Source organism: Bordetella genomosp. 8, from assembly GCF_002119685.1.
Taxonomy (GTDB): domain Bacteria; phylum Pseudomonadota; class Gammaproteobacteria; order Burkholderiales; family Burkholderiaceae_B; genus Bordetella_C.
In genome coordinates this window covers 3,264,329-3,282,022 of the sequence record NZ_CP021108.1, presented here as the reverse complement: position 1 = coordinate 3,282,022, position 17,694 = coordinate 3,264,329, and the positions used below count along the sequence as shown (strand labels likewise).

The window sequence follows — 17,694 nt, the reverse complement described above, 5'->3', positions numbered from 1 at the left end:
TCAGCGCGCGGATGTTGTGTTTACGCTGGCTTCCACCGGGTTGGCATTGACGCGCGCGCGCAACTGCACGGGGCTGGAGAGTGCGGCGCCGCCATCCAGCGGCAGGTTCCAGCGGCGCGCTCGCCCAGCCAATGCATAGCCCAGCAAACCATTGTTGATGTCGTACGTGCGGCCGCCGCTGCGCAATTGCACCGCGCTGATCTGTGCCCGCCGCGTGCCGCTATTGACGGCCTCGAGCGACCATCCGCCGGCCTGCTTGCGCAGCGACCACGTCAGCGCCGGCTGCCCGTCGGCGGTGCTGCCGACGAAGACCGGAATCGAGTAGCGCAGCCGGACCGTGACGCCGCTGGCCTGCGCCTGGTCCGGCGGCGCTATTTCGTCGACCAGCACGCGATACGAGTGTTCCGAGGCGACCGGCCCCGTCGCGGTGCGCAACAGCCGGATGATCTGCTGAGCGCGAGGCGCGATTTCGATCAGCGGGGGGCTGGCGATCAGGTCGCGCGCCGGCGTGAGCACGTCCTCCCCGTCGGCCTGGTCCCAGTCGAAAGCCCGTACCTGCCCGTACAGCGGCTGGTCGCCTTCATTGACGAGCGTGAGCGCGGTGGCCGTCTCGTCCGGTCCCAGGCTGACCGTGATGGGCGATATCTGCAGGTTCGCCGCGCGGACCGGTATGGCTGCCGGCAGCAGGCAAGCCAGCATCATGCAGGCGATCCGTGGCCAGTTCGTTCGCGAGCGCAGGGTGGTCGGACGGGTGGCGGAAAAACCGTCGGAAGCGAAACCGGACATGGGCCGCATCGCGGGGCGGCCTAGAAGTACACCGTCGCGGTCACTGTCGTCTGGTAGGTATCCGGCGCCGGCGTTGCCTGCGCCGGCACCTGGCCATAGACGGTCAGCGTCTGCGCCGTTCCAGTCCCTGTGCCGGCCACCGTGTCGGTGCTTTGCGTATTGCCCCAGACCGTCGTGCGCCCGGCATTCTGGTACAGCTGAAAGCCCACCGTGGTGGCGGTATTGCCGGTCCGGGTGCCGGCCAGCAGGCGGGCAGCCACCGAGGATCCGGTCACCGTGCCGGCATCGAGGCCGATGTTGTAGGGCGTGGTGTTGGTACAGGTGACGCTGAGCGTGGTGGTCTGGTTGACCGCGGCAGCCAGCACGCCGGTGGAGCCGAAATTCAAGGGCGTCGCTGCAATGGTGCAATTCGCCGCGATGGTCAGCGTGACCGCGAAATTCGCCGTGGCGGTACCGTTGGTGTAGACGGCGGCGAAGCTCGCGGCCGGAACGGCGGAATAGAGGCAGGCGACCAGGACGATCGCGGCTTTGCGCACGGGCTTCATGGCTGTCTCCAGGCGGTGGATACGCGCCGCGCCAGTTCGCCTTGTTTGGCTGGTCTCGCGGCTGCCGGCGCCCTGGATCGGTATGAAGGCGGGTCGCCTGATCCGTAATTTGTCACCGACCAGTGCCGCAATTCACAACAAATTGCTGCCGAATCGACACTAAACAGCTCACAGTGAAACTACAAATTACGGTTCTAGACGGGGCATGTGGGCGACCGTTTACAAATTGAGATTGTACTTGATTGCATACTATTGCAGATGCCTGCTCTGCATTACGACCGCATTATGCTTTCGCGCGGTGGGATCCTCCATGGACATCCAGGCACCCTAGCCGATAAGCTTCGGCGACTTATGTCAGGAGGAGAAAAACCAATATGACCAGCGAAAACAGCCAGGACTTCCTGCCGCATGATGCGGCCCGTGCCACCCTGGTGGGCAGGGTCTGGCGCCCCGCGCCGATCGACGGCCCCAGCATCGTGGCCGTGCGCAACGGGCTGGTATTCGATATCACGGCGACGGTGCCCACCATGGCCGACCTGCTGGATCATCCGGATCCGGCCGACGTCGCCCGCTCGGCGCCCGGCGAATCCCTGGGGCCGGTCGGCCCGTTGCTGCAGGCCAGCATCCGCCACGGCGGCGGGGACGCCGCCGCGTCGCCGTCGGCCATGACCTTGCTGGCGCCCTGCGACGTGCAGGCGATCAAGGCCTGCGGCGTCACCTTCGCGGTCAGCCTGCTGGAACGGCTGATCGAAGAGCGCGCGGGCGGCGACCCGGGCGCCGCGCAGGCCATGCGCGCGAACCTGCAGGAAACCCTGGGCACCGACCTGCGCGCCATCAAGCCCGGCTCGGAAGGGGCGCTGCGCCTGAAGGAAACCTTGATCGCCAAGGGGGCCTGGTCGCAGTACATGGAAGTCGGTATCGGCGTCGACGCCGAAGTGTTTTCCAAATCGCAGCCCATGTCGGCGGTGGGTTTTGGCGCCGAAGTCGGGTTGCTGCCGGCCTCCGAGTGGAACAATCCCGAACCGGAAATCGTGCTGGCGGTGAACAGCCGCGGCGAAACCGTGGGCGCGGCGCTGGGCAACGACGTCAACCTGCGCGACATCGAAGGCCGCAGCGCCTTGCTGCTGGGCAAGGCCAAGGACAACAACGGGTCCTGCGCCATCGGGCCGTTCATCCGGCTGTTCGATGCGCACTATGGCATCGACGACGTGCGCGACGACAGCGTGTCGCTGCTGATCGAAGGGCGCGACGACGGCTTCGTGCTGAACGGCGTCAGCCACATGCGCGAGATCAGCCGCGATCCCCTGGAACTCGTGGCGCAGACCTACGGCCGGCATCACCAGTATCCGGATGGCCTGATGCTGTTCCTGGGTACCATGTTTTCTCCCATCCAGGATCGGGGCACCCCGGGCAGCGGCTTCACCCACAAGTCGGGGGATCGCGTCACGATTGCATCCCCCGGCCTGGGCAAGCTGCTCAACACCGTTGAGAAATGCACTGAGATCCCACCCTGGACGTTCGGCGTGCGCGCGCTGTACGCCAACCTGGCGCGGCGAGGATTGCTGCGCTAGGCGCGACCGCGGCCGGCGCGTCGTTCGAGACAGCCGCTGCAGCCGCGGACAGGCGCTGCTCGCGCCCTGACTGAAACCTGAATAAAAACATGCCCTTACGGGGCATGGTGTTTGCTGGCAGCGCGCGGAATTTTCCGCGTTTTTGGATGCAGCCGGCAGACGTATGGGCGATGAGTCAGGTATTCGATAAAGCCGCGGTCCTTTGCGTCAAGCTCGTCCTGATAGCGACGGCCGTGCTGCTGGCCGTCACCATCGCCGTCGTTGTGTGGCAGATGAACGCGCCGGTCGCCGCGGGCGTGTCCGTGGCGCAGCCAATACCGTTCAGCCACAAGCATCATGTGGGCGACGACGGCATCGATTGTCGATATTGCCATGTGTCCGTGCAGACGTCGGCGTCCGCCGGCATGCCATCGGCTGAAATCTGCCTGACGTGTCACTCGGTGCTGTTCAAGGACGCACCGGTGCTGGCGCCGCTGCACGCCAGCGCGGCCACGGGCGTACCCATACATTGGAATCGGGTGTACGACCTGCCGGATTTCGTGTACTTCGACCACAGCGTGCACGTCGCCAAGGGCGTGGCCTGCGTGACCTGCCATGGCCGCGTCGACCAGATGCCGCAGCTCGTGCGCAACCAGCCCCTGGAAATGCAATGGTGCCTGGATTGCCACCGCGCACCGGACAAAAGAGTCGGGCCGCCCGACCAGGTTTTCGTCATGCGTGACCCGCCCGCGCTTTCGGAAGACGACGTCGCTTCGCTGCGGCGCATCTTTCATTTCGAAAGCGAGGAAAGATTGACCAGTTGCACGACCTGCCACCGCTGACCATGGACATCGACCGCATCATCCACATTGCGCGCATCGATGCCGAGCCCTCGGCCGCGAAGGCGCCCCACGCCGGTCCTTCCGACGCAGCCCCGCCAGCCGACGGGCCCGACGATCCCAGGCGCCGCGACCTGCTCAAGTGGATGGCGGCGTCCAGCGCCCTGGCGGCGGCGGGCTGCAGCGGGCCACCGTCCGAAGCCATCGTGCCCTATGCGCACATGCCGGAAGGCGGGCCGGGCGATGAGCCCGTGTTCTATGCCAGCGCGGTGACGCGCATGGGTGTCGCGTTGCCGGTGCTGGTGGAAACGCACATGGGCCGGCCGACCAAGATCGAAGGCAATCCTGGGCATCCCATGAGCGGCGGCGCGACCGATGGCTGCGCGCAGGCCGCCATCCTGCAGTTGTGGGACCCGGATCGCTCTCGCAGCGTGATGCGCGGCGACGCCATCGCCGATTGGCCGGCGGCCAGGGATACGTTGATCGACAGTCTTGCGCGATCCGTGGCCGACGGTGGCGCGGGCTTGCGCATACTGACGGCGAGCACCACGTCGCCGACGCTGGAGCGCCAGCTGGATGCCGTCGCGTCCCGCTTTCCGCGCATGCGGCGGCATCGCCACGATCCCACGCATGACGCGGCCGCGGAGGAGGGCGCGCGACGCGCCCTGGGCTATCCGGCGCGGGCCGCATATCGCCTGGACCGGGCCCGCGTCGTGGTGTCGCTGGGCGCGGATCTGTTCATCGACACGCCCGCCGGCGTCCGCTATGCACGCGATTTCGCCCGCGGACGCGGCGACGTCCCTGGGGCGGACGGCGCGGCGCAGCGACTCAGGCTGTATGCCTTGGAATCCATGCCCGGCCTGACGGGGGCCATGGCGGACCAGCGGTGGGCGATGACGCCGGCTGCGATGGGCGCCTTGCTGCGCCGGCTGGCGCATGCCCTGGACGTGCCGGGCGCGATGCCCGCGGGGAAGGGCGGCAGTGCATGGGAGGCCAGGCTGGGCGCGGAATTGCGGGCGCATGCCGGATCCGTGGCCGTCGTGCCAGGGTGCGTGCTGTCGCCGGAGGACCATGCCGTGGCGTGGGCCATCAACGCGCATCTGGGGGCGATCGGCCGGACCGTCATGCCAGTGGCCGTGCGGTCCGTGCCGGGCATCGGTTCCTTGATCGCCGACATGCGGGAAGGCCGTGTCGATACGTTGCTGATCGTCGACACGAACCCCGCGCATGACTTTCCAGATCGGAAAGCCTTCGCCGATGCGCTGCGACATGTGCCCTTGTCGCTGCACATGGGGCTGTATCGCGACGAGACGGCGCGAGCGTGCGCCTGGCATGTGCCGCGCGCGCACGAGCTGGAAAGCTGGAGCGACGCGCTGGCCTGGGATGGGACGCCGACGATCATGCAGCCGATGATCGCGCCGCTGCATCAGGGGGTGTCGCCGCACGTGTTGCTGCAGCTGCTGGTGGATGGCAGCGAGTCCGGCGCGCACGATGCCGTGCGGGAGACGTGGCGGGCGCGTTGGGGGCAGGCGGACTTCGACACACGTTGGCGCCAGGCGCTGCGCCGGGGCTATGTGGACCAGGACCATGAGGCGGCGCCGCCGCGCGGCCCGGGCATGACCGGCGGTGCCGCCATGCCGCATGGCTTGGGCGTCGCCAGGCATGCGCCGGACTCGGTGGAGACGGCGAACACGCCGAACACGCCGAGCACGCCGAGCACACCGGAGGCACCGGACGCACCGCACGCGCTGGTGGCGCAGTTCCTGCCGGATCCCTACCTGGGCGGCGGCGCGCTCGCCAACAATGCCTGGTTGCAGGAGCTGCCCCGGCCCTTGACCCGGCTGACCTGGGACAACGCCGTCCATATGTGCCCCGCAACCGCGCGCGCGCACGGCGTGGTTTCCGGCGACGTGGTCACGCTGACGGCGTCGCATGGCGCCACGCTGGAAGGCCCGGTCCACGTGCTGCCGGGACACGCGCCGGACGTGCTGACCCTGCACCTGGGCTACGGACGCCGCCAGGCGGGACGCGTCGGCGACGGTGTCGGCTTCGATGCGTACGGGCTGCAGGCCCTTTCCGATGAGGGAGCGCCTCTGCCCACGGTGCCCGTGACCCTGGCGCGCACCGGACGCACGCACCGCTTCGCCTCGGTGCAGACCGAACTGTCCATGCATGGCCGCGACATCGTGCGCGTGGAAGACCTGCGGTCGCCGCCGCACCGGGCCGAAGAACCCCGGCCTTCGCTCTATCCGGAGGTCGAGTATCCCGACTATGCCTGGGCGATGACGATCGACCTGGACAAATGCATAGGCTGCAATGCCTGCACGGTCGCCTGCCAGGCTGAGAACAATATCCCGGTGGTCGGTGCGGAAGAAGTGCGCAGGGGACGCGAGATGCACTGGATACGCGTCGACGTCTACTTGCAGGACAAGGAAACCCTGTTCCAGCCCGTGCCTTGCATGCACTGCGAAAAAGCGCCATGCGAACCGGTGTGCCCGGTAGGCGCCACGGTGCATGATTCCGAGGGATTGAACGCGCAGGTCTACAACCGCTGCGTGGGCACGCGCTTCTGCTCCAACAATTGCCCGTACAAGGTGCGCCGCTTCAATTTTTTCCAGTATTCCGATCGATCGGAAGCGTCGGCCGCGCACCAGAATCCGGACGTCACGGTGCGCCAGCGCGGTGTAATGGAGAAGTGCACCTATTGCGTCCAGCGCATCAGCCGCGCCCGGATCCAGGCGCAGAAGGAAGACCGCACGCTGCGCGATGGTGAAGTCGTGACCGCCTGCGAGGCCGTCTGTCCCGCCCAGGCCATCGTCTTCGGCAACCTGAACGACCCGGCCAGCCGTGTCAATGCGTCGCGCCGCTCGCCACGCGCCTATGCGCTGCTGGAGGAACTGAACACCCAGCCACGCACGCGCTACCTGGCGCGGCGGCGCGATCCCGATGCCGAGCTGGAGACGGATGATGCCTGATACCTACGGCAGCATCACCGACCGCATCTCTGGCATCGTGCTGGCCCGGCGTCGCGCGGGCCCCATGGGCGCGCGCGGCGGCTGGCGGCGGCACTGGCGCTGGCGCGCCATGTTCCTGGCAACCTTCGCCGCCACCCTGGTTTTCCTGGGCGCCAGCGCATGGCTGTTCACCGTGGGCGTGGGATTGTGGGGAGTGAACATCCCGGTCGCCTGGGGCTATGCCCTGGGCAACTTCGTGTGGTGGATAGGGATAGGCCATGCCGGCACGTTCATCTCCGCGGTGTTGCTGTTGCTGCGCCAGCAGTGGCGCACGTCCATCAATCGATTCGCCGAGGCCATGACGCTGTTCGCGGCGAGCATCGCCGGCCTGTTTCCCATCCTGCACCTGGGGCGGCCCTGGTTCGCCTACTGGTTGCTGCCTTATCCCAATCGCATGGAGCTATGGCCGCAATGGCGCAGCCCGCTGGTGTGGGACATCTTCGCCATCAGCACCTATCTGCTGGTGTCGCTGATGTTCTGGTACGTGGGCCTGCTGCCGGACCTGGCCACCTTGCGGGACCGTGCCCGCACGCGCGGCAAGCAGATCGCCTACGGCCTGTTCGCGCTGGGCTGGCGCGGCGACGCGCGCCACTGGGCGCGCTACGAAAGCGCCTATCTGCTGCTGGCCGGCCTCGCCACGCCGCTGGTGGTGTCGGTGCATACGATCGTGTCGCTGGACTTCGCCATCGGCAATACGCCCGGCTATCACTCCACCATCTTTCCCCCGTATTTCGTCGCGGGCGCGCTGTACTCCGGGTTCGCGATGGTGCTGACGCTGGCGATCCCGCTGCGGCATTTCTTCCGCCTGCACGACCTGATCACCGACCGCCACCTGGCGCTGGCGGCCCGCGTGCTGCTGGCCACGGGCGCCATGGTGGCCTACGGCTACGTCTCGGAGGCCTTCATGGCCTTCTATGGCGGCGACGAATTCGAGATCGCGATGACCGTGGATCGCTGGACCGGCGCATACGCGGCGGTGTACTGGGCCATCATCGTCTGCAACGTCCTGATCCCGCAGCTCATGTGGAGCCGGCGCGTGCGGCACAGCGCGACATGGCTGTTCGTCATCAGCATCGTCATCAACCTCGGCATGTGGATGGAGCGTTTCCTGATCGTCGTGCAGAGCACGCATCGGGATTTCCTGCCTTCCTCCTGGGGCTTGTTCGTGCCCACCGCCTGGGACTGGATTTTCCTGTTCAGTTCCATGGGTATGTTCGCCTGGCTGTTCCTGCTGTTCCTGCGCTTCCTGCCCATGATATCCATGGCGGAGGTGCGTGAGATGGAATACGAGGAACACGGCGCCGCCGCCGCGGATCAAGGCGGCAATGATGGGACGGCGGCGCGCCCGCCATCCGTCGGGAGGCCCTCCCCATGAAAGCGCGGTTGTACGGCCTGATGGCGGAGTTTCGCCAGCCCGATGCCCTGGTGGCGGCGGCGCGCGAAGTGCGCGCGCGGGGCTTTCCGCAAGTGGACGCCTACGCACCTTTCCCGGTGCCGGATCTGCCGGAGGCCGTAGGCTACGCTGGCAGCCGCGCCGTCCCCTGCGCCACGCTGGCCGGCGGGATCGTTGGCGGGACAGGCGGATACTTCATGCAATGGTATGCCGCCACCCAGTCCTATCCGATCAACGTGGGCGGGCGGCCGCTGCACAGCTGGCCGCTGTTCATCCCCGTGAGCTTCGAATTGACGATCCTCTGCGCGGCGATCTGCGCCGTCGTGGCGATGCTCTGGGCCAACGGCCTGCCGCGCCTGCATCATCCCGTCTTCGCGACGCCGGACTTCGACCTGGCCAGCCGGGACCGGTTCTTTCTATGCGTGCGGCTGCCCGACGCATGCACGGAGGACGATCCGATCTACGGCCGGGCCTGGGCGATCCTGCGGGAGTCGGATCCCATCGCCATCCGGGAGGTGCCGGCATGAGGTGCGGCGCAGGCTTTCGGAATGGACCGCGCGTCGTCCTGCGAGGCGGCCTGGCGGCAGCTTTGCTCGTGGTGGGGCTGGCGGGCTGCGAACGCGCCGCCCAGAACATGTACGACCAGCCGCGCGGCAAGCCGTATCGCGCCAGCCCGCTGTTTCCGGACGGCGCCATGTCGCGCACGCCGCCGGCCGGTACGGAGCCCTACGCGCGGGGCAGCCTCGCCGAGACGTCCAGCGGGCGGGAAGGCACCGAACAGGTGGCCCGCGACGCGCGGGCGCAGGTGGCCGACGCGATGCCCGCGCCGGTCACGCCGGCGATGCTCAAGCAGGGGCAGACGCTGTACGGCGTGTACTGCCTGCCGTGCCACAGTCCGGCCGGCGACGGCGATGGCCGTATCGTCGAGCGCGGATTTCCGGCGCCACCCACGTATCACAGCGACCGCTTGCGTCAGGTGCCTGACCGGCACATCTACGACGTCATCAGCAATGGTTATGGCGTCATGGCGTCCTACGGTAATCGCATACGCCCGGAGGATCGCTGGGCCATCGTCGCCTTCGTGCGCGCCTTGCAGCTCAGCCAGCATGCCGCCGTGGCGGACCTGCCGGCCGACGTGCGGCAACGCGCGCAAGCCGGCCTCGCCGCGACGGCGCCGGGCGGGTCGCCCGGCGGCCGGGCCGGCGATGCCGGCAGCGAACCGGGAACTCCGGGCGGGAGCGCGTCCGGCGCGGGTGGTCGTAACGCAAGGGCAGGGGGCTCTCAATGAACCGACGATATCCGCGCATTCCACACATGCAGTCGATCAAGCGACAAGGCGTGGCGCCGCTGGCGGCGGGCGCCGTGCTGCTGGCGGTGGCGGCCCTTGGGGCCTTGCTGGATGCGCGCGGCTTCCTGGCGGCGTGGCTGGCCGCGTGGTGGTTCTGGGCCGGCCTGGCGCTGGGCGCGCAGGCGACCTTGTGGCTGCACCGCCTGACCGGCGGCAACTGGATCGCCCCGGTTGGCGCGGCGTTGAACGCCCTGCGCGCCGCCTTGCCCGCGGTGGGCCTGCTGGTGCTGCCCGTGCTGGTCTGGCAGCAGCCGCTGTACCCCTGGGCGCGAGCGGACTGGGTGGACACGGCCAAGGAGCCAGCGTTCCGGCAACTGTGGTTCAGCTCGCCGGGCATGGCCTTGCGCGTCATTGCCTGCGTCGTGCTATGGAGCGTGCTGGCGCGGGTCGATGGCGCGGGTAGCAAGTCGTCCCGACGGCAGGGTTATGCCGCCGCGGGCCTGATCGCATATGCATTCACCATCAGCCTGGTCGCCGTGGACCTGTTGATGTCGCTCACGCCGGCGTGGTATTCGACGGCGTTCGGCTTCGTCGTCCTGGTGGCGCAGCTCAAGGCGGCGATGGCGGCCGGCGCATGGGCGGGCGCGCGGCACGCGCCGGCGCCCTTGCGCGGCGACCTGGGCAACCTGCTGATGATGTATGTATTGACGTGGACCTATCTGGCCTTCACGCAGTTCCAGATCATCTGGGCGGAAAACCTGCCCGCGGAAATCTCCTGGTACGTGGCGCGCCAGGGTGGGTGGGCCTGGATGGCCATTCTGCTGGCCGTCTTCGGTTTCGCGGTGCCTCTGGTCGTCCTGCTGTTTCGCACGTTCAAGCGATCGGCGGTGTGCCTGCGCGCGCTGGCGGCCTTGCTGCTGGCCGCCTCCGCCTGCGAAACCGTGTGGTGGGTATTCCCTTCGGCAGGGGCGGCATCGAAAGGGCATCCGCCAGACGGCCCGGTCAGCTGGCATGCGGCGTGGATGCTGTTGCTTCTGATCGCCGGCATGGGCCTGATCGTCCGCGCCGCGGCCGTGCTGTTTCCCACCGTGATCCATGGCGCGGCGCCGGACGCGCGGGAGCAAGCCCATGCGTGAGGCCTTGCGTGATGGCATCGACGTGCGGCGTGTCGTTCGCATCGGCCTGGCCGGGCTCGCGGTGCTGGTGCTGGCCGTGACGGCGGCCATGCTGCTGGCATCGCGATGGGACGAGAACCGCCATCCAGGCAGCGCGGGCTCGCCCCGAGGCTGGATCGCCGGCCCCATGCTGGAAACGCGCCCGCAGGCCAGTATGGCGCAATACCTGGAGGGCAAGCGCACGTTGACGGACAGCTATGCGTGGATCGATCGCGGCGCCGGTATCGCGCGCATCCCCGTCGAGGAAGCCATGCGGGCAGTGGCGGAAGGAGCTCGCCCATGACGCCATTTCGTGCGCTCGGTCTTGCATGTTCCCTGGGGCTGTGCGCGGCGCTGTGCCTGACCCGGCCGGCCGCCGCCGGAGCGCCCCCGGATGCGACGGCGCTGGCTTTTCAGCAGCATCCGGGCCGCGCGATCCCGCTCGTCCAGGGCCTGCGCGACCAGGAAGGGCGCGCCGTGGACATGGCCGACTACCTGGGCAAGTGGCCCGTCATCCTGGTGCTGGGCTACTACCATTGCCCGATGTTGTGTTCGACGCTGATGGACGCCGTCCTGGAGCGCGTGCGGGGCATTGGCGTGCCGTTCACCGTCGTCTCGGTCAGCATCGATCCCAGCGAAACGCCGGCGGACGCGGCGCGCAAGTATGGGTATTACCGTGGCCTGATGGATGCCGGCGCGGCTGGCGGCACGCCGGCTCTTCATCTGCTGACCGCATCGCCGCCGGCCATCGCGGCGCTGGCCGACGCCGTCGGCTTTCCTTATCGGCGTGATGCGGATACCGGCCAGTTCTATCATCCGGCGGGCTTCGTCATCCTGACGCCTGGCGGACGAATCTCGCGCTATTTCCTGGGGCTGGACTTCAGTGCGCGAGACGTGCGGCTGGCGCTGGTGGAGGCGGCCGGCGGCAAGGTCGGGGGCCTGGCCGACCAACTGGTGCTCCTGTGTTCCCACTACGATCCGGCCACGGGCCGCTACAGCGTCGCCGCGATGGCGATGGCGCGTGCGGCTGGCCTGGGCGCGCTGGCCGCCTTGCTCGCCGGCTTGCTCTGGCTGCGCCGCCGCAACGTCCGGAGGCCCCACGCATGAACGGCACGCCGCCGCTTTACCACGGCGCGGGCGTCGCCTTGATGCCCACGGAGGCGTCCTCCATCGCCGGGCGCACGGATGCCTTGTTCTTCACGCTGCTGGGCGTCTCGACCTTGATGGCGCTGCTGATCACCGTCGTGGCCGTCGTGTTCTGCATCCGCTACCGCAAGGGTTCCAGCGCGCGCCGCGATAACGCCCCCGACCATGCCAACGGGCTGGAATGGACCTGGACGATCGCGCCGCTGCTGGCCTTTATCGGCCTGTTCGCGTGGGGCGCCTACGACTATGCCACCCTGACGCGGCCGCCGGCCGACGCCATGCCGGTGTACGTGGTCGCCAAGCAATGGGTCTGGCAAATACAGCACGCCAACGGCGCGCGCGAGATCGATGAATTGCACGTTCCGGTGGGCCAGCCGGTGCGGCTGCTGATGAGTTCGCAGGACGTCATCCATAGCTTTTATGTGCCCGAGTTCCGCATCAAGCAGGACGTGCTGCCGGGCCGCTACACCAGCATCTGGTTCACCGCCACGCGCGCGGGTACCTACCATCTGCTGTGCGCCGAATTCTGCGGTACCGATCACGCGACGATGGGCGGCGGGATCGTCGCCATGCCGCCCGAACAGTTTTCGCAATGGCTGGCGCGCGGCAAGGATGGCCCGGGCCTGATCCAGCGCGGCTACCAGCTGTTCCGTGAACATGGCTGCGCCGGCTGCCACGATGCACGCTCCACCGTCCACGCGCCGGACCTGGACCACCTCTTCAGCCGCCGCGTCTTCCTGCAGGACGGCCGGATGGTGGTCGCCGATGAAAACTACATCCGCGATTCCATCGTCGAGCCGCGCAAGGACGTCGTGGCGGGCTACGCGCCCATCATGCCATCCTTCGCCGGCCAGTTCAGCGAACCGGATCTCATGGCGCTGGTCGCGTACCTGAAGTCCGATCGTCCCAAAGAGGCACAGACGCGATGAGCGAATCCACGACTTCCCCCACGCCGGGCGCCGCCGCGCGCGCCGCGCCGCGCGGATCTGCGCCCGCCCCGCGCAATTACCTGACCGACGGCTACAGCCTGCGTTCCTGGCTGCTGACCGACGACCACAAGCGCGTGGCGATCCTGTACGCCATCAGCATCACCGCCTTTTTCGCCCTGGGCGGCGCCGCGGCGGCCCTGATACGCCTGGAACTGGTGACGCCCCAGGCCGACCTGGTCAGCGCGGATACCTACAACAAGCTGTTCACCGCGCATGGCGTCATCATGGTGTGGATGTTCCTGATCCCGTCCATTCCATCGGTGCTGGGCAACTTCCTGGTTCCCATCATGGTGGGGGCGGAAGACATCGCCTTCCCGCGGTTGAACCTGCTGAGCTGGTATCTGTATGCGGTAGGCGGGCTCTTCACGCTGGGCGCATTGGTACTGGGTGGGGTGGATACCGGATGGACCTTCTACACGCCGTTTTCGACGATGTTCTCGCACAGCAATGTAGTGGTCACGCTGTTCGGGGTGTTCATCGTCGGGTTCTCGTCCATCCTGACGGGCCTGAACATCATCGTCACCGTCCACACCATGCGCGCGCCGGGCATGGGCTGGTTCCGCATGCCCCTGTTCGTGTGGGCCAACTATGCCACCAGCATCATCCTGGTGCTGGCGACGCCGGTGCTCGCCATCACCTTGCTGCTGCTGGCGGCGGAGCGCGTGTTCGGCATCGGCTTCTTCGACCCGCAGCTGGGCGGGGACCCCTTGCTGTTCCAGCACCTGTTCTGGTTCTACTCGCACCCGGCCGTCTACATCATGGTGTTGCCGGCGATGGGCGTCGTGAGCGAAATCATTCCCTGTTTCACGCGCCGGCGCATCTTCGCTTATCGCAGCATGGCCTACGCCATCCTGAGCATCGCCGTCATCGGCTTCCTGGTGTGGGGCCACCATATGTTCGTCAGCGGACAGTCGGTGTATGCCAACATGACGTTCTCGCTGCTGAGCTTCATGGTCGCGGTGCCTTCCGCCATCAAGGTGTTCAACTGGACGGCGACCCTGTACAAGGGAACGATCACCTTCAGCGCGCCCATGTTGTATGCCCTGGGTTTCGTGGGCCTGTTCATGCTGGGCGGCCTGACAGGGCTCTTCCTGGCCACGCTCGCCATCGATGTACACGTCACCGATACGTATTTCGTGGTGGCCCATTTCCACTACATCATGGTGGGGGGCGCCGTCATGGCCTATCTGGGCGCCGTGCATTTCTGGTGGCCGAAGATCAGCGGGCGGCTGTATCCCGAAACCCTGGGGCGCATCGCCGCCATCACCATCTTCGTCGGCTTCAACCTGACGTTCTTTCCGCAGTACATCCTGGGCTACGACGGCATGCCGCGCCGTTACCATACCTATCCACCCGAGTTCCAGGTGTTGAATATCCTGTCCTCCACCGGCGCGGCGGTGCTCGCGGTCGGCTATCTGCTGCCATTCTGCTATCTGTTGTGGTCCTGGTTTCACGGGCGCCCGGCCGGCGCGAATCCGTGGGGGGCCAGCGGCCTGGAATGGCAGACGCGGTCGCCGCCGCCCAAGAAGAACTTCGACGCTCCGCCCAACGGCGAGCACGACGTCTACGACTATGCGGGACGGGACGCGTGATGAACGACGTCACGCTGGATGCGCCGGATACGCTGCGCGCCTACCAGGCCCGGCTGGGGATGTGGGTATTCCTGGCGACCGAACTCATGTTCTTCGGTCCCGTCTTCCTGGGCTACGCCGTCGGGCGGCTGCATATGCCGCAGGCGTTCGCCTCGGCCGCCCGGCACACCGACGTGCTGCTCGGCACGCTGAATACCGTCGTCCTGCTGAGCAGCAGCGCCGCCATTGCCCTGGCCACGGAATGCCAGCGCAGCGGCGCGGGGCGGCTGGCACGCCGCCTGTTGTGGGTCACGGCCGCGCTGGGCGCCGCCTTCCTGCTCATCAAAGGCTACGAGTACGGCAAGGACGTGCATGAAGGACTGTGGCCGGATGCGTCTTTCCATCCGGCCGACATGCCGGATGCGGACGGCGGGCGCCTGTTCTTCTTCCTGTACTTTTTCGCCACGGGACTGCATGCCATTCATCTGGCCATCGGCATCTGCCTGGTGCTGCTCGTCGCGCGCCAGGCCAGCAGCATGGCCGCCGTCCCGGTCATGCGCCGCCTGGAAACCGTGGCGCTGTATTGGCACTTCGTCGACGTGGTGTGGGTGTTCCTGTTTCCCATCCTTTACCTGGCGGGGAGGGCATCGTGACGGAACGCGCGATCGATGCGGAACTGCGGCGACGGATGTGGCGGGTGGCCGCGGTCTGGCTGGCGCTGGTGTTGTGCGTCGTGCTGACCGTGGCCACCGCCTATATTCCGCTGGGTCCCGCCAATATGGCGATCAATATCCTGATCGCCGCGATCAAGGCCATCCTGATCGGGGTGTTCTTCATGCACCTGGCCAGTCCTTATGCCGTGCCGCGCATGGTGTGCATCGTCGCCGTGGCGATGCTGGTGGTCATGTTCGCCTTGAGCGGCGTGGATTTCTACACGCGGGACGGCAAGTCCGGCCGCCCGCCGGCCGTCGCCTCCTAGCGGGCCGACGACGTCAGGCGCCGGCGTTCCGCTTTGAAGTTAACGGTGTTATCATTGCTCGTCCGCCATCCATCGACGCCGGGGCGTCCGATGGCGGGGAGCCCGCCATGCAACTGAACCAGACCCATGATCCCGACCGCCGCAGCTGGGTCGACAGCGCGAACCGGCCCGGTACGGATTTTCCGTTGCAGAACCTGCCCCTGGGGGTCTACGCGACCCGGGACAACTCGGCGCCACGCATCGGCGTCGCGATCGGCGATTGCGTGCTCGACCTGGCGGCCACGCGCGACCGGGGGCTGCTGGACGTCGACGATGCCACCGCCAACGCCATCCGCGAGCCCCGGCTGAACGCCCTGATGGCCTTGGGACAGGGGGCCAGCTCGCGGTTGCGGCGCGCGGTCTTCGAACTTCTGTCGACGCGCAACCCGACCCCGGCACGGGCGGGGGAATGCCTGCTGCCGATGTCCGACGCGCGCATGCAACTGCCGGCGGCCGTGGGCGATTTCACCGATTTCTATACGTCCGTCCATCACGCCACCCGCGCGGCGCGGGCCATGCGTCCCGGCGGCGAACTGGCGCCGAATTTCCGCCATCTGCCCATCGCCTACCACGGCCGTGCGTCGTCCCTGGTGGTGAGCGGCACCGATTGCGTGCGGCCCAGCGGCCAGACCGGGCCGGACGCGGCGGGCGCTGTCTATCGGCCGTCCGCTGCGCTGGATTTCGAGGCCGAGATTGCTTGCTTCGTCGGTCCGGGCAACGCGCTGGGCGTGCCGGTTGCGCTGGACGAATCGGCGAGCCAGGTCTACGGCTTGTGCCTGGTCAATGACTGGTCGGCGCGCGACATGCAGCGCTGGGAGGCTCTGCCGCTCGGGCCCTTCCTGGCGAAGAGCTTCATGACCAGCGTGTCGCCCTGGGTCGTGACGCTGGAGGCGCTGGCGCCGTTTCGCACCGCGCCGCCGGCGCGCGCGGCCGACGAGCCGGCGATCAGCCCGGCCTTGACGTCCGCCAGCCATGCCGCCGACGGCGCCATCCGCATCCAGTTGCAAGTGTCCTTGTCGACTGCGGCGATGCGGCGCCAGGGCAGGGCGGCGGAAGTGATCGCCAGGCCCGGTTTCGCGGACCAGTACTGGACGCTGTTCCAGATGCTGACGCATCACGCCAGCAATGGCTGCAATCTGCGGCCCGGCGACCTGATATCCAGCGGTACGGTATCGGGCGCGGATGTCGTCGATAGCGGCTGCCTGCTGGAGCGCACCGCCAACGGCACCATGCCGCTACGCCTGGAAAACGGCGAGTCGCGGGGATACCTGGAAGACGGCGACGTGCTCGCGCTGCGGGGCCGCTGCGAACGCGAGGGTTATGCCGGCATCGGCTTCGGCGTGTGCGAAGGCGAGATCGTTCCGCGCGCCACCGATCGCGGGCCCTGACGCTACTCCAGCACCAGGTTTCTTTCCCGCACGACTTTCTGCCAGCGCGCGGCGTCCTTGGCGATGGTCGCGGCGAAATCGGCGGTGGTGCCGGAATAGGCCTGCGCGCCCAGGGCCGCCATTTTTTCCTTCACCTCCGGGTCGGCGGCGATGCGTGCCAGGCGTTGCGACATATCCTGGATGACGGCATCGGGAACGCCGGTCCTGGCGAACACGCCCCACCAGCCCGGCACGGACAGGTCTTCGATGCCGAGTTCCCCCATGGAAGGCAGGTCGGGCGAGGACGGCACGCGCTGCGCGCCGATCACGGCCAGCCCGCGCACCTTGCCGGTATCCATCAGCGGCTTGGCCGTCAACGGGTCGACGAAAATGGCCTGCACATTGCCGCCCATCAGGTCCGCCACGGCGGGCGCCGAGCCGCGATACGGCACATGGACCATGTTGATGCCGGCGGCGGAGTTCAGGACTTCGCCGCTCAGGTGGGACGTACTGCCCACGCCGAACGACGCGTAGGTCACCTTGCCGGGATGGGCCTTGGCATAGGCGATGAACTCCTTCATGGTCTTGGCCGGGAAGGCGGGGTTGACGACGAAGACATTGGGCGCGGTGGCCACCATCGCGACGGGCCGGAAGTCCTTGGCCGGGTCGTAGGGCAGGCCTTTGTACACCGCCTGCAGGCTGTGCGAGGAATTGTCGTACAGATAGGCGCAGCCATCGGGCGGGTCGCGCAGCAGGGCCTGGTAGGCGATGACCGATTTCGCGCCAGGGCGGTTTTCGATGATGACCGGGATCTTCAGTTCGGCGCCCAGCTTGCTGCCGATCAGGCGCGCCGAGACGTCGGTGCCGCCGCCCGCCGCGTAGGGCACGTAGAGCCGGATGGCGGCGCAGTGCGGGGCATCGGCGGCGGCCGCGGGTTGGCTGGCCTGGGCCGCGAGGGCGCCTGCAACGGCCAGGGCGGCCAGGGTGGCCCGCATCGTTTGCTTCATCATGGTTGTCTCCTCCAGTGTCATTGT

At 67.7% G+C, this 17,694-nt stretch carries 17 protein-coding genes; 14 read left to right on the top strand and 3 right to left on the bottom strand.

Features of this window, described 5'->3' with window-relative positions; all coding sequences use genetic code 11:
- Positions 1–786 carry a fimbrial biogenesis chaperone gene (locus CAL12_RS14950; protein ID WP_232464527.1) on the bottom strand — a complete coding sequence of 262 codons (786 nt, stop codon included), beginning with the start codon at positions 784–786 and terminating at the stop codon, positions 1–3.
- A 20-nt stretch (positions 787–806) separates the two neighbouring features.
- The gene (locus CAL12_RS14945; RefSeq protein WP_086065240.1) at positions 807–1,331 is read right to left on the bottom strand and encodes a Csu type fimbrial protein; all 525 of its coding nucleotides are present in this window, start codon (positions 1,329–1,331) and stop codon (positions 807–809) included.
- Positions 1,332–1,705: 374 nt separating this feature from the next.
- Here CAL12_RS14945 and CAL12_RS14940 point away from each other — a divergent pair, with 374 nt between their 5' ends.
- From CAL12_RS14940 to fahA, 14 genes are all read left to right on the top strand, one after another.
- A complete protein-coding gene (locus CAL12_RS14940; RefSeq protein WP_086065238.1) occupies positions 1,706–2,902 on the top strand; it encodes a fumarylacetoacetate hydrolase family protein in 1,197 nt (398 codons plus the stop codon).
- Positions 2,903–3,072: 170 nt separating this feature from the next.
- Positions 3,073–3,723, top strand: a complete 651-nt coding sequence (locus CAL12_RS14935; RefSeq protein ID WP_086067898.1) for a cytochrome c3 family protein — start codon at positions 3,073–3,075, stop codon at positions 3,721–3,723.
- Entirely contained in the window at positions 3,702–6,695 is a 2,994-nt protein-coding gene (locus CAL12_RS14930; protein WP_232464524.1) for a 4Fe-4S dicluster domain-containing protein, read from the top strand. Before CAL12_RS14935 ends, CAL12_RS14930 begins: the two co-directional genes overlap by 22 nt.
- Positions 6,685–8,109: an NrfD/PsrC family molybdoenzyme membrane anchor subunit gene (gene nrfD / locus CAL12_RS14925; RefSeq protein ID WP_232464523.1), complete on the top strand. Its 1,425-nt coding sequence runs from the start codon at positions 6,685–6,687 to the stop codon at positions 8,107–8,109. Before CAL12_RS14930 ends, nrfD begins: the two co-directional genes overlap by 11 nt.
- Positions 8,106–8,654 (top strand): DUF3341 domain-containing protein, encoded by a 549-nt coding sequence (locus CAL12_RS14920; protein ID WP_086065234.1) that lies wholly within the window; start codon positions 8,106–8,108, stop codon positions 8,652–8,654. The genes nrfD and CAL12_RS14920 overlap by 4 nt, the downstream gene beginning before the upstream one ends.
- Complete coding sequence (locus CAL12_RS14915; RefSeq protein ID WP_086065232.1) at positions 8,651–9,415, top strand: c-type cytochrome; 765 nt, start codon at positions 8,651–8,653, stop codon at positions 9,413–9,415. Before CAL12_RS14920 ends, CAL12_RS14915 begins: the two co-directional genes overlap by 4 nt.
- Positions 9,412–10,551 carry a hypothetical protein gene (locus CAL12_RS14910; protein WP_157793006.1) on the top strand — a complete coding sequence of 380 codons (1,140 nt, stop codon included), beginning with the start codon at positions 9,412–9,414 and terminating at the stop codon, positions 10,549–10,551. Before CAL12_RS14915 ends, CAL12_RS14910 begins: the two co-directional genes overlap by 4 nt.
- Positions 10,544–10,873 (top strand): hypothetical protein, encoded by a 330-nt coding sequence (locus tag CAL12_RS14905; protein WP_086065227.1) that lies wholly within the window; start codon positions 10,544–10,546, stop codon positions 10,871–10,873. Before CAL12_RS14910 ends, CAL12_RS14905 begins: the two co-directional genes overlap by 8 nt.
- Entirely contained in the window at positions 10,870–11,676 is an 807-nt protein-coding gene (locus tag CAL12_RS14900; RefSeq protein WP_086065224.1) for an SCO family protein, read from the top strand. The genes CAL12_RS14905 and CAL12_RS14900 overlap by 4 nt, the downstream gene beginning before the upstream one ends.
- Positions 11,673–12,644: a cytochrome c oxidase subunit II gene (gene coxB / locus CAL12_RS14895; protein WP_086065222.1), complete on the top strand. Its 972-nt coding sequence runs from the start codon at positions 11,673–11,675 to the stop codon at positions 12,642–12,644. Before CAL12_RS14900 ends, coxB begins: the two co-directional genes overlap by 4 nt.
- Positions 12,641–14,296 carry a cytochrome c oxidase subunit I gene (ctaD, locus tag CAL12_RS14890; protein WP_086065219.1) on the top strand — a complete coding sequence of 552 codons (1,656 nt, stop codon included), beginning with the start codon at positions 12,641–12,643 and terminating at the stop codon, positions 14,294–14,296. The genes coxB and ctaD overlap by 4 nt, the downstream gene beginning before the upstream one ends.
- The gene (locus tag CAL12_RS14885; protein ID WP_157793005.1) at positions 14,296–14,928 is read left to right on the top strand and encodes a cytochrome c oxidase subunit 3; all 633 of its coding nucleotides are present in this window, start codon (positions 14,296–14,298) and stop codon (positions 14,926–14,928) included. The genes ctaD and CAL12_RS14885 overlap by 1 nt, the downstream gene beginning before the upstream one ends.
- Entirely contained in the window at positions 14,925–15,254 is a 330-nt protein-coding gene (locus tag CAL12_RS14880) for a cytochrome C oxidase subunit IV family protein (RefSeq protein ID WP_086065214.1), read from the top strand. The genes CAL12_RS14885 and CAL12_RS14880 overlap by 4 nt, the downstream gene beginning before the upstream one ends.
- A gap of 107 nt (positions 15,255–15,361) precedes the next feature.
- Positions 15,362–16,681, top strand: a complete 1,320-nt coding sequence (gene fahA / locus CAL12_RS14875) for a fumarylacetoacetase (protein WP_086065212.1) — start codon at positions 15,362–15,364, stop codon at positions 16,679–16,681.
- A 2-nt stretch (positions 16,682–16,683) separates the two neighbouring features.
- Here the strand turns inward: fahA and CAL12_RS14870 are convergent, their stop codons facing one another.
- Entirely contained in the window at positions 16,684–17,670 is a 987-nt protein-coding gene (locus tag CAL12_RS14870; RefSeq protein WP_157793004.1) for a tripartite tricarboxylate transporter substrate binding protein, read from the bottom strand.
- Between the last annotated feature and the right edge of the window lie 24 nt (positions 17,671–17,694).

Coding starts and splice junctions, on each gene's coding strand:
- fahA (WP_086065212.1), top strand. CDS start 15,362: ATGCAACTGAACCAGACCCATGATCCCGACCGCCGCAGCTGGGTCGAC.
- CAL12_RS14885 (WP_157793005.1), top strand. CDS start 14,296: ATGAACGACGTCACGCTGGATGCGCCGGATACGCTGCGCGCCTACCAG.
- CAL12_RS14940 (WP_086065238.1), top strand. CDS start 1,706: ATGACCAGCGAAAACAGCCAGGACTTCCTGCCGCATGATGCGGCCCGT.
- coxB (WP_086065222.1), top strand. CDS start 11,673: ATGAACGGCACGCCGCCGCTTTACCACGGCGCGGGCGTCGCCTTGATG.
- CAL12_RS14905 (WP_086065227.1), top strand. CDS start 10,544: ATGCGTGAGGCCTTGCGTGATGGCATCGACGTGCGGCGTGTCGTTCGC.
- CAL12_RS14920 (WP_086065234.1), top strand. CDS start 8,106: ATGAAAGCGCGGTTGTACGGCCTGATGGCGGAGTTTCGCCAGCCCGAT.
- nrfD (WP_232464523.1), top strand. CDS start 6,685: ATGATGCCTGATACCTACGGCAGCATCACCGACCGCATCTCTGGCATC.
- CAL12_RS14935 (WP_086067898.1), top strand. CDS start 3,073: ATGAGTCAGGTATTCGATAAAGCCGCGGTCCTTTGCGTCAAGCTCGTC.
- CAL12_RS14950 (WP_232464527.1), bottom strand. CDS start 786: ATGTCCGGTTTCGCTTCCGACGGTTTTTCCGCCACCCGTCCGACCACC.
- ctaD (WP_086065219.1), top strand. CDS start 12,641: ATGAGCGAATCCACGACTTCCCCCACGCCGGGCGCCGCCGCGCGCGCC.
- CAL12_RS14870 (WP_157793004.1), bottom strand. CDS start 17,670: ATGATGAAGCAAACGATGCGGGCCACCCTGGCCGCCCTGGCCGTTGCA.
- CAL12_RS14910 (WP_157793006.1), top strand. CDS start 9,412: ATGAACCGACGATATCCGCGCATTCCACACATGCAGTCGATCAAGCGA.
- CAL12_RS14915 (WP_086065232.1), top strand. CDS start 8,651: ATGAGGTGCGGCGCAGGCTTTCGGAATGGACCGCGCGTCGTCCTGCGA.
- CAL12_RS14900 (WP_086065224.1), top strand. CDS start 10,870: ATGACGCCATTTCGTGCGCTCGGTCTTGCATGTTCCCTGGGGCTGTGC.
- CAL12_RS14945 (WP_086065240.1), bottom strand. CDS start 1,331: ATGAAGCCCGTGCGCAAAGCCGCGATCGTCCTGGTCGCCTGCCTCTAT.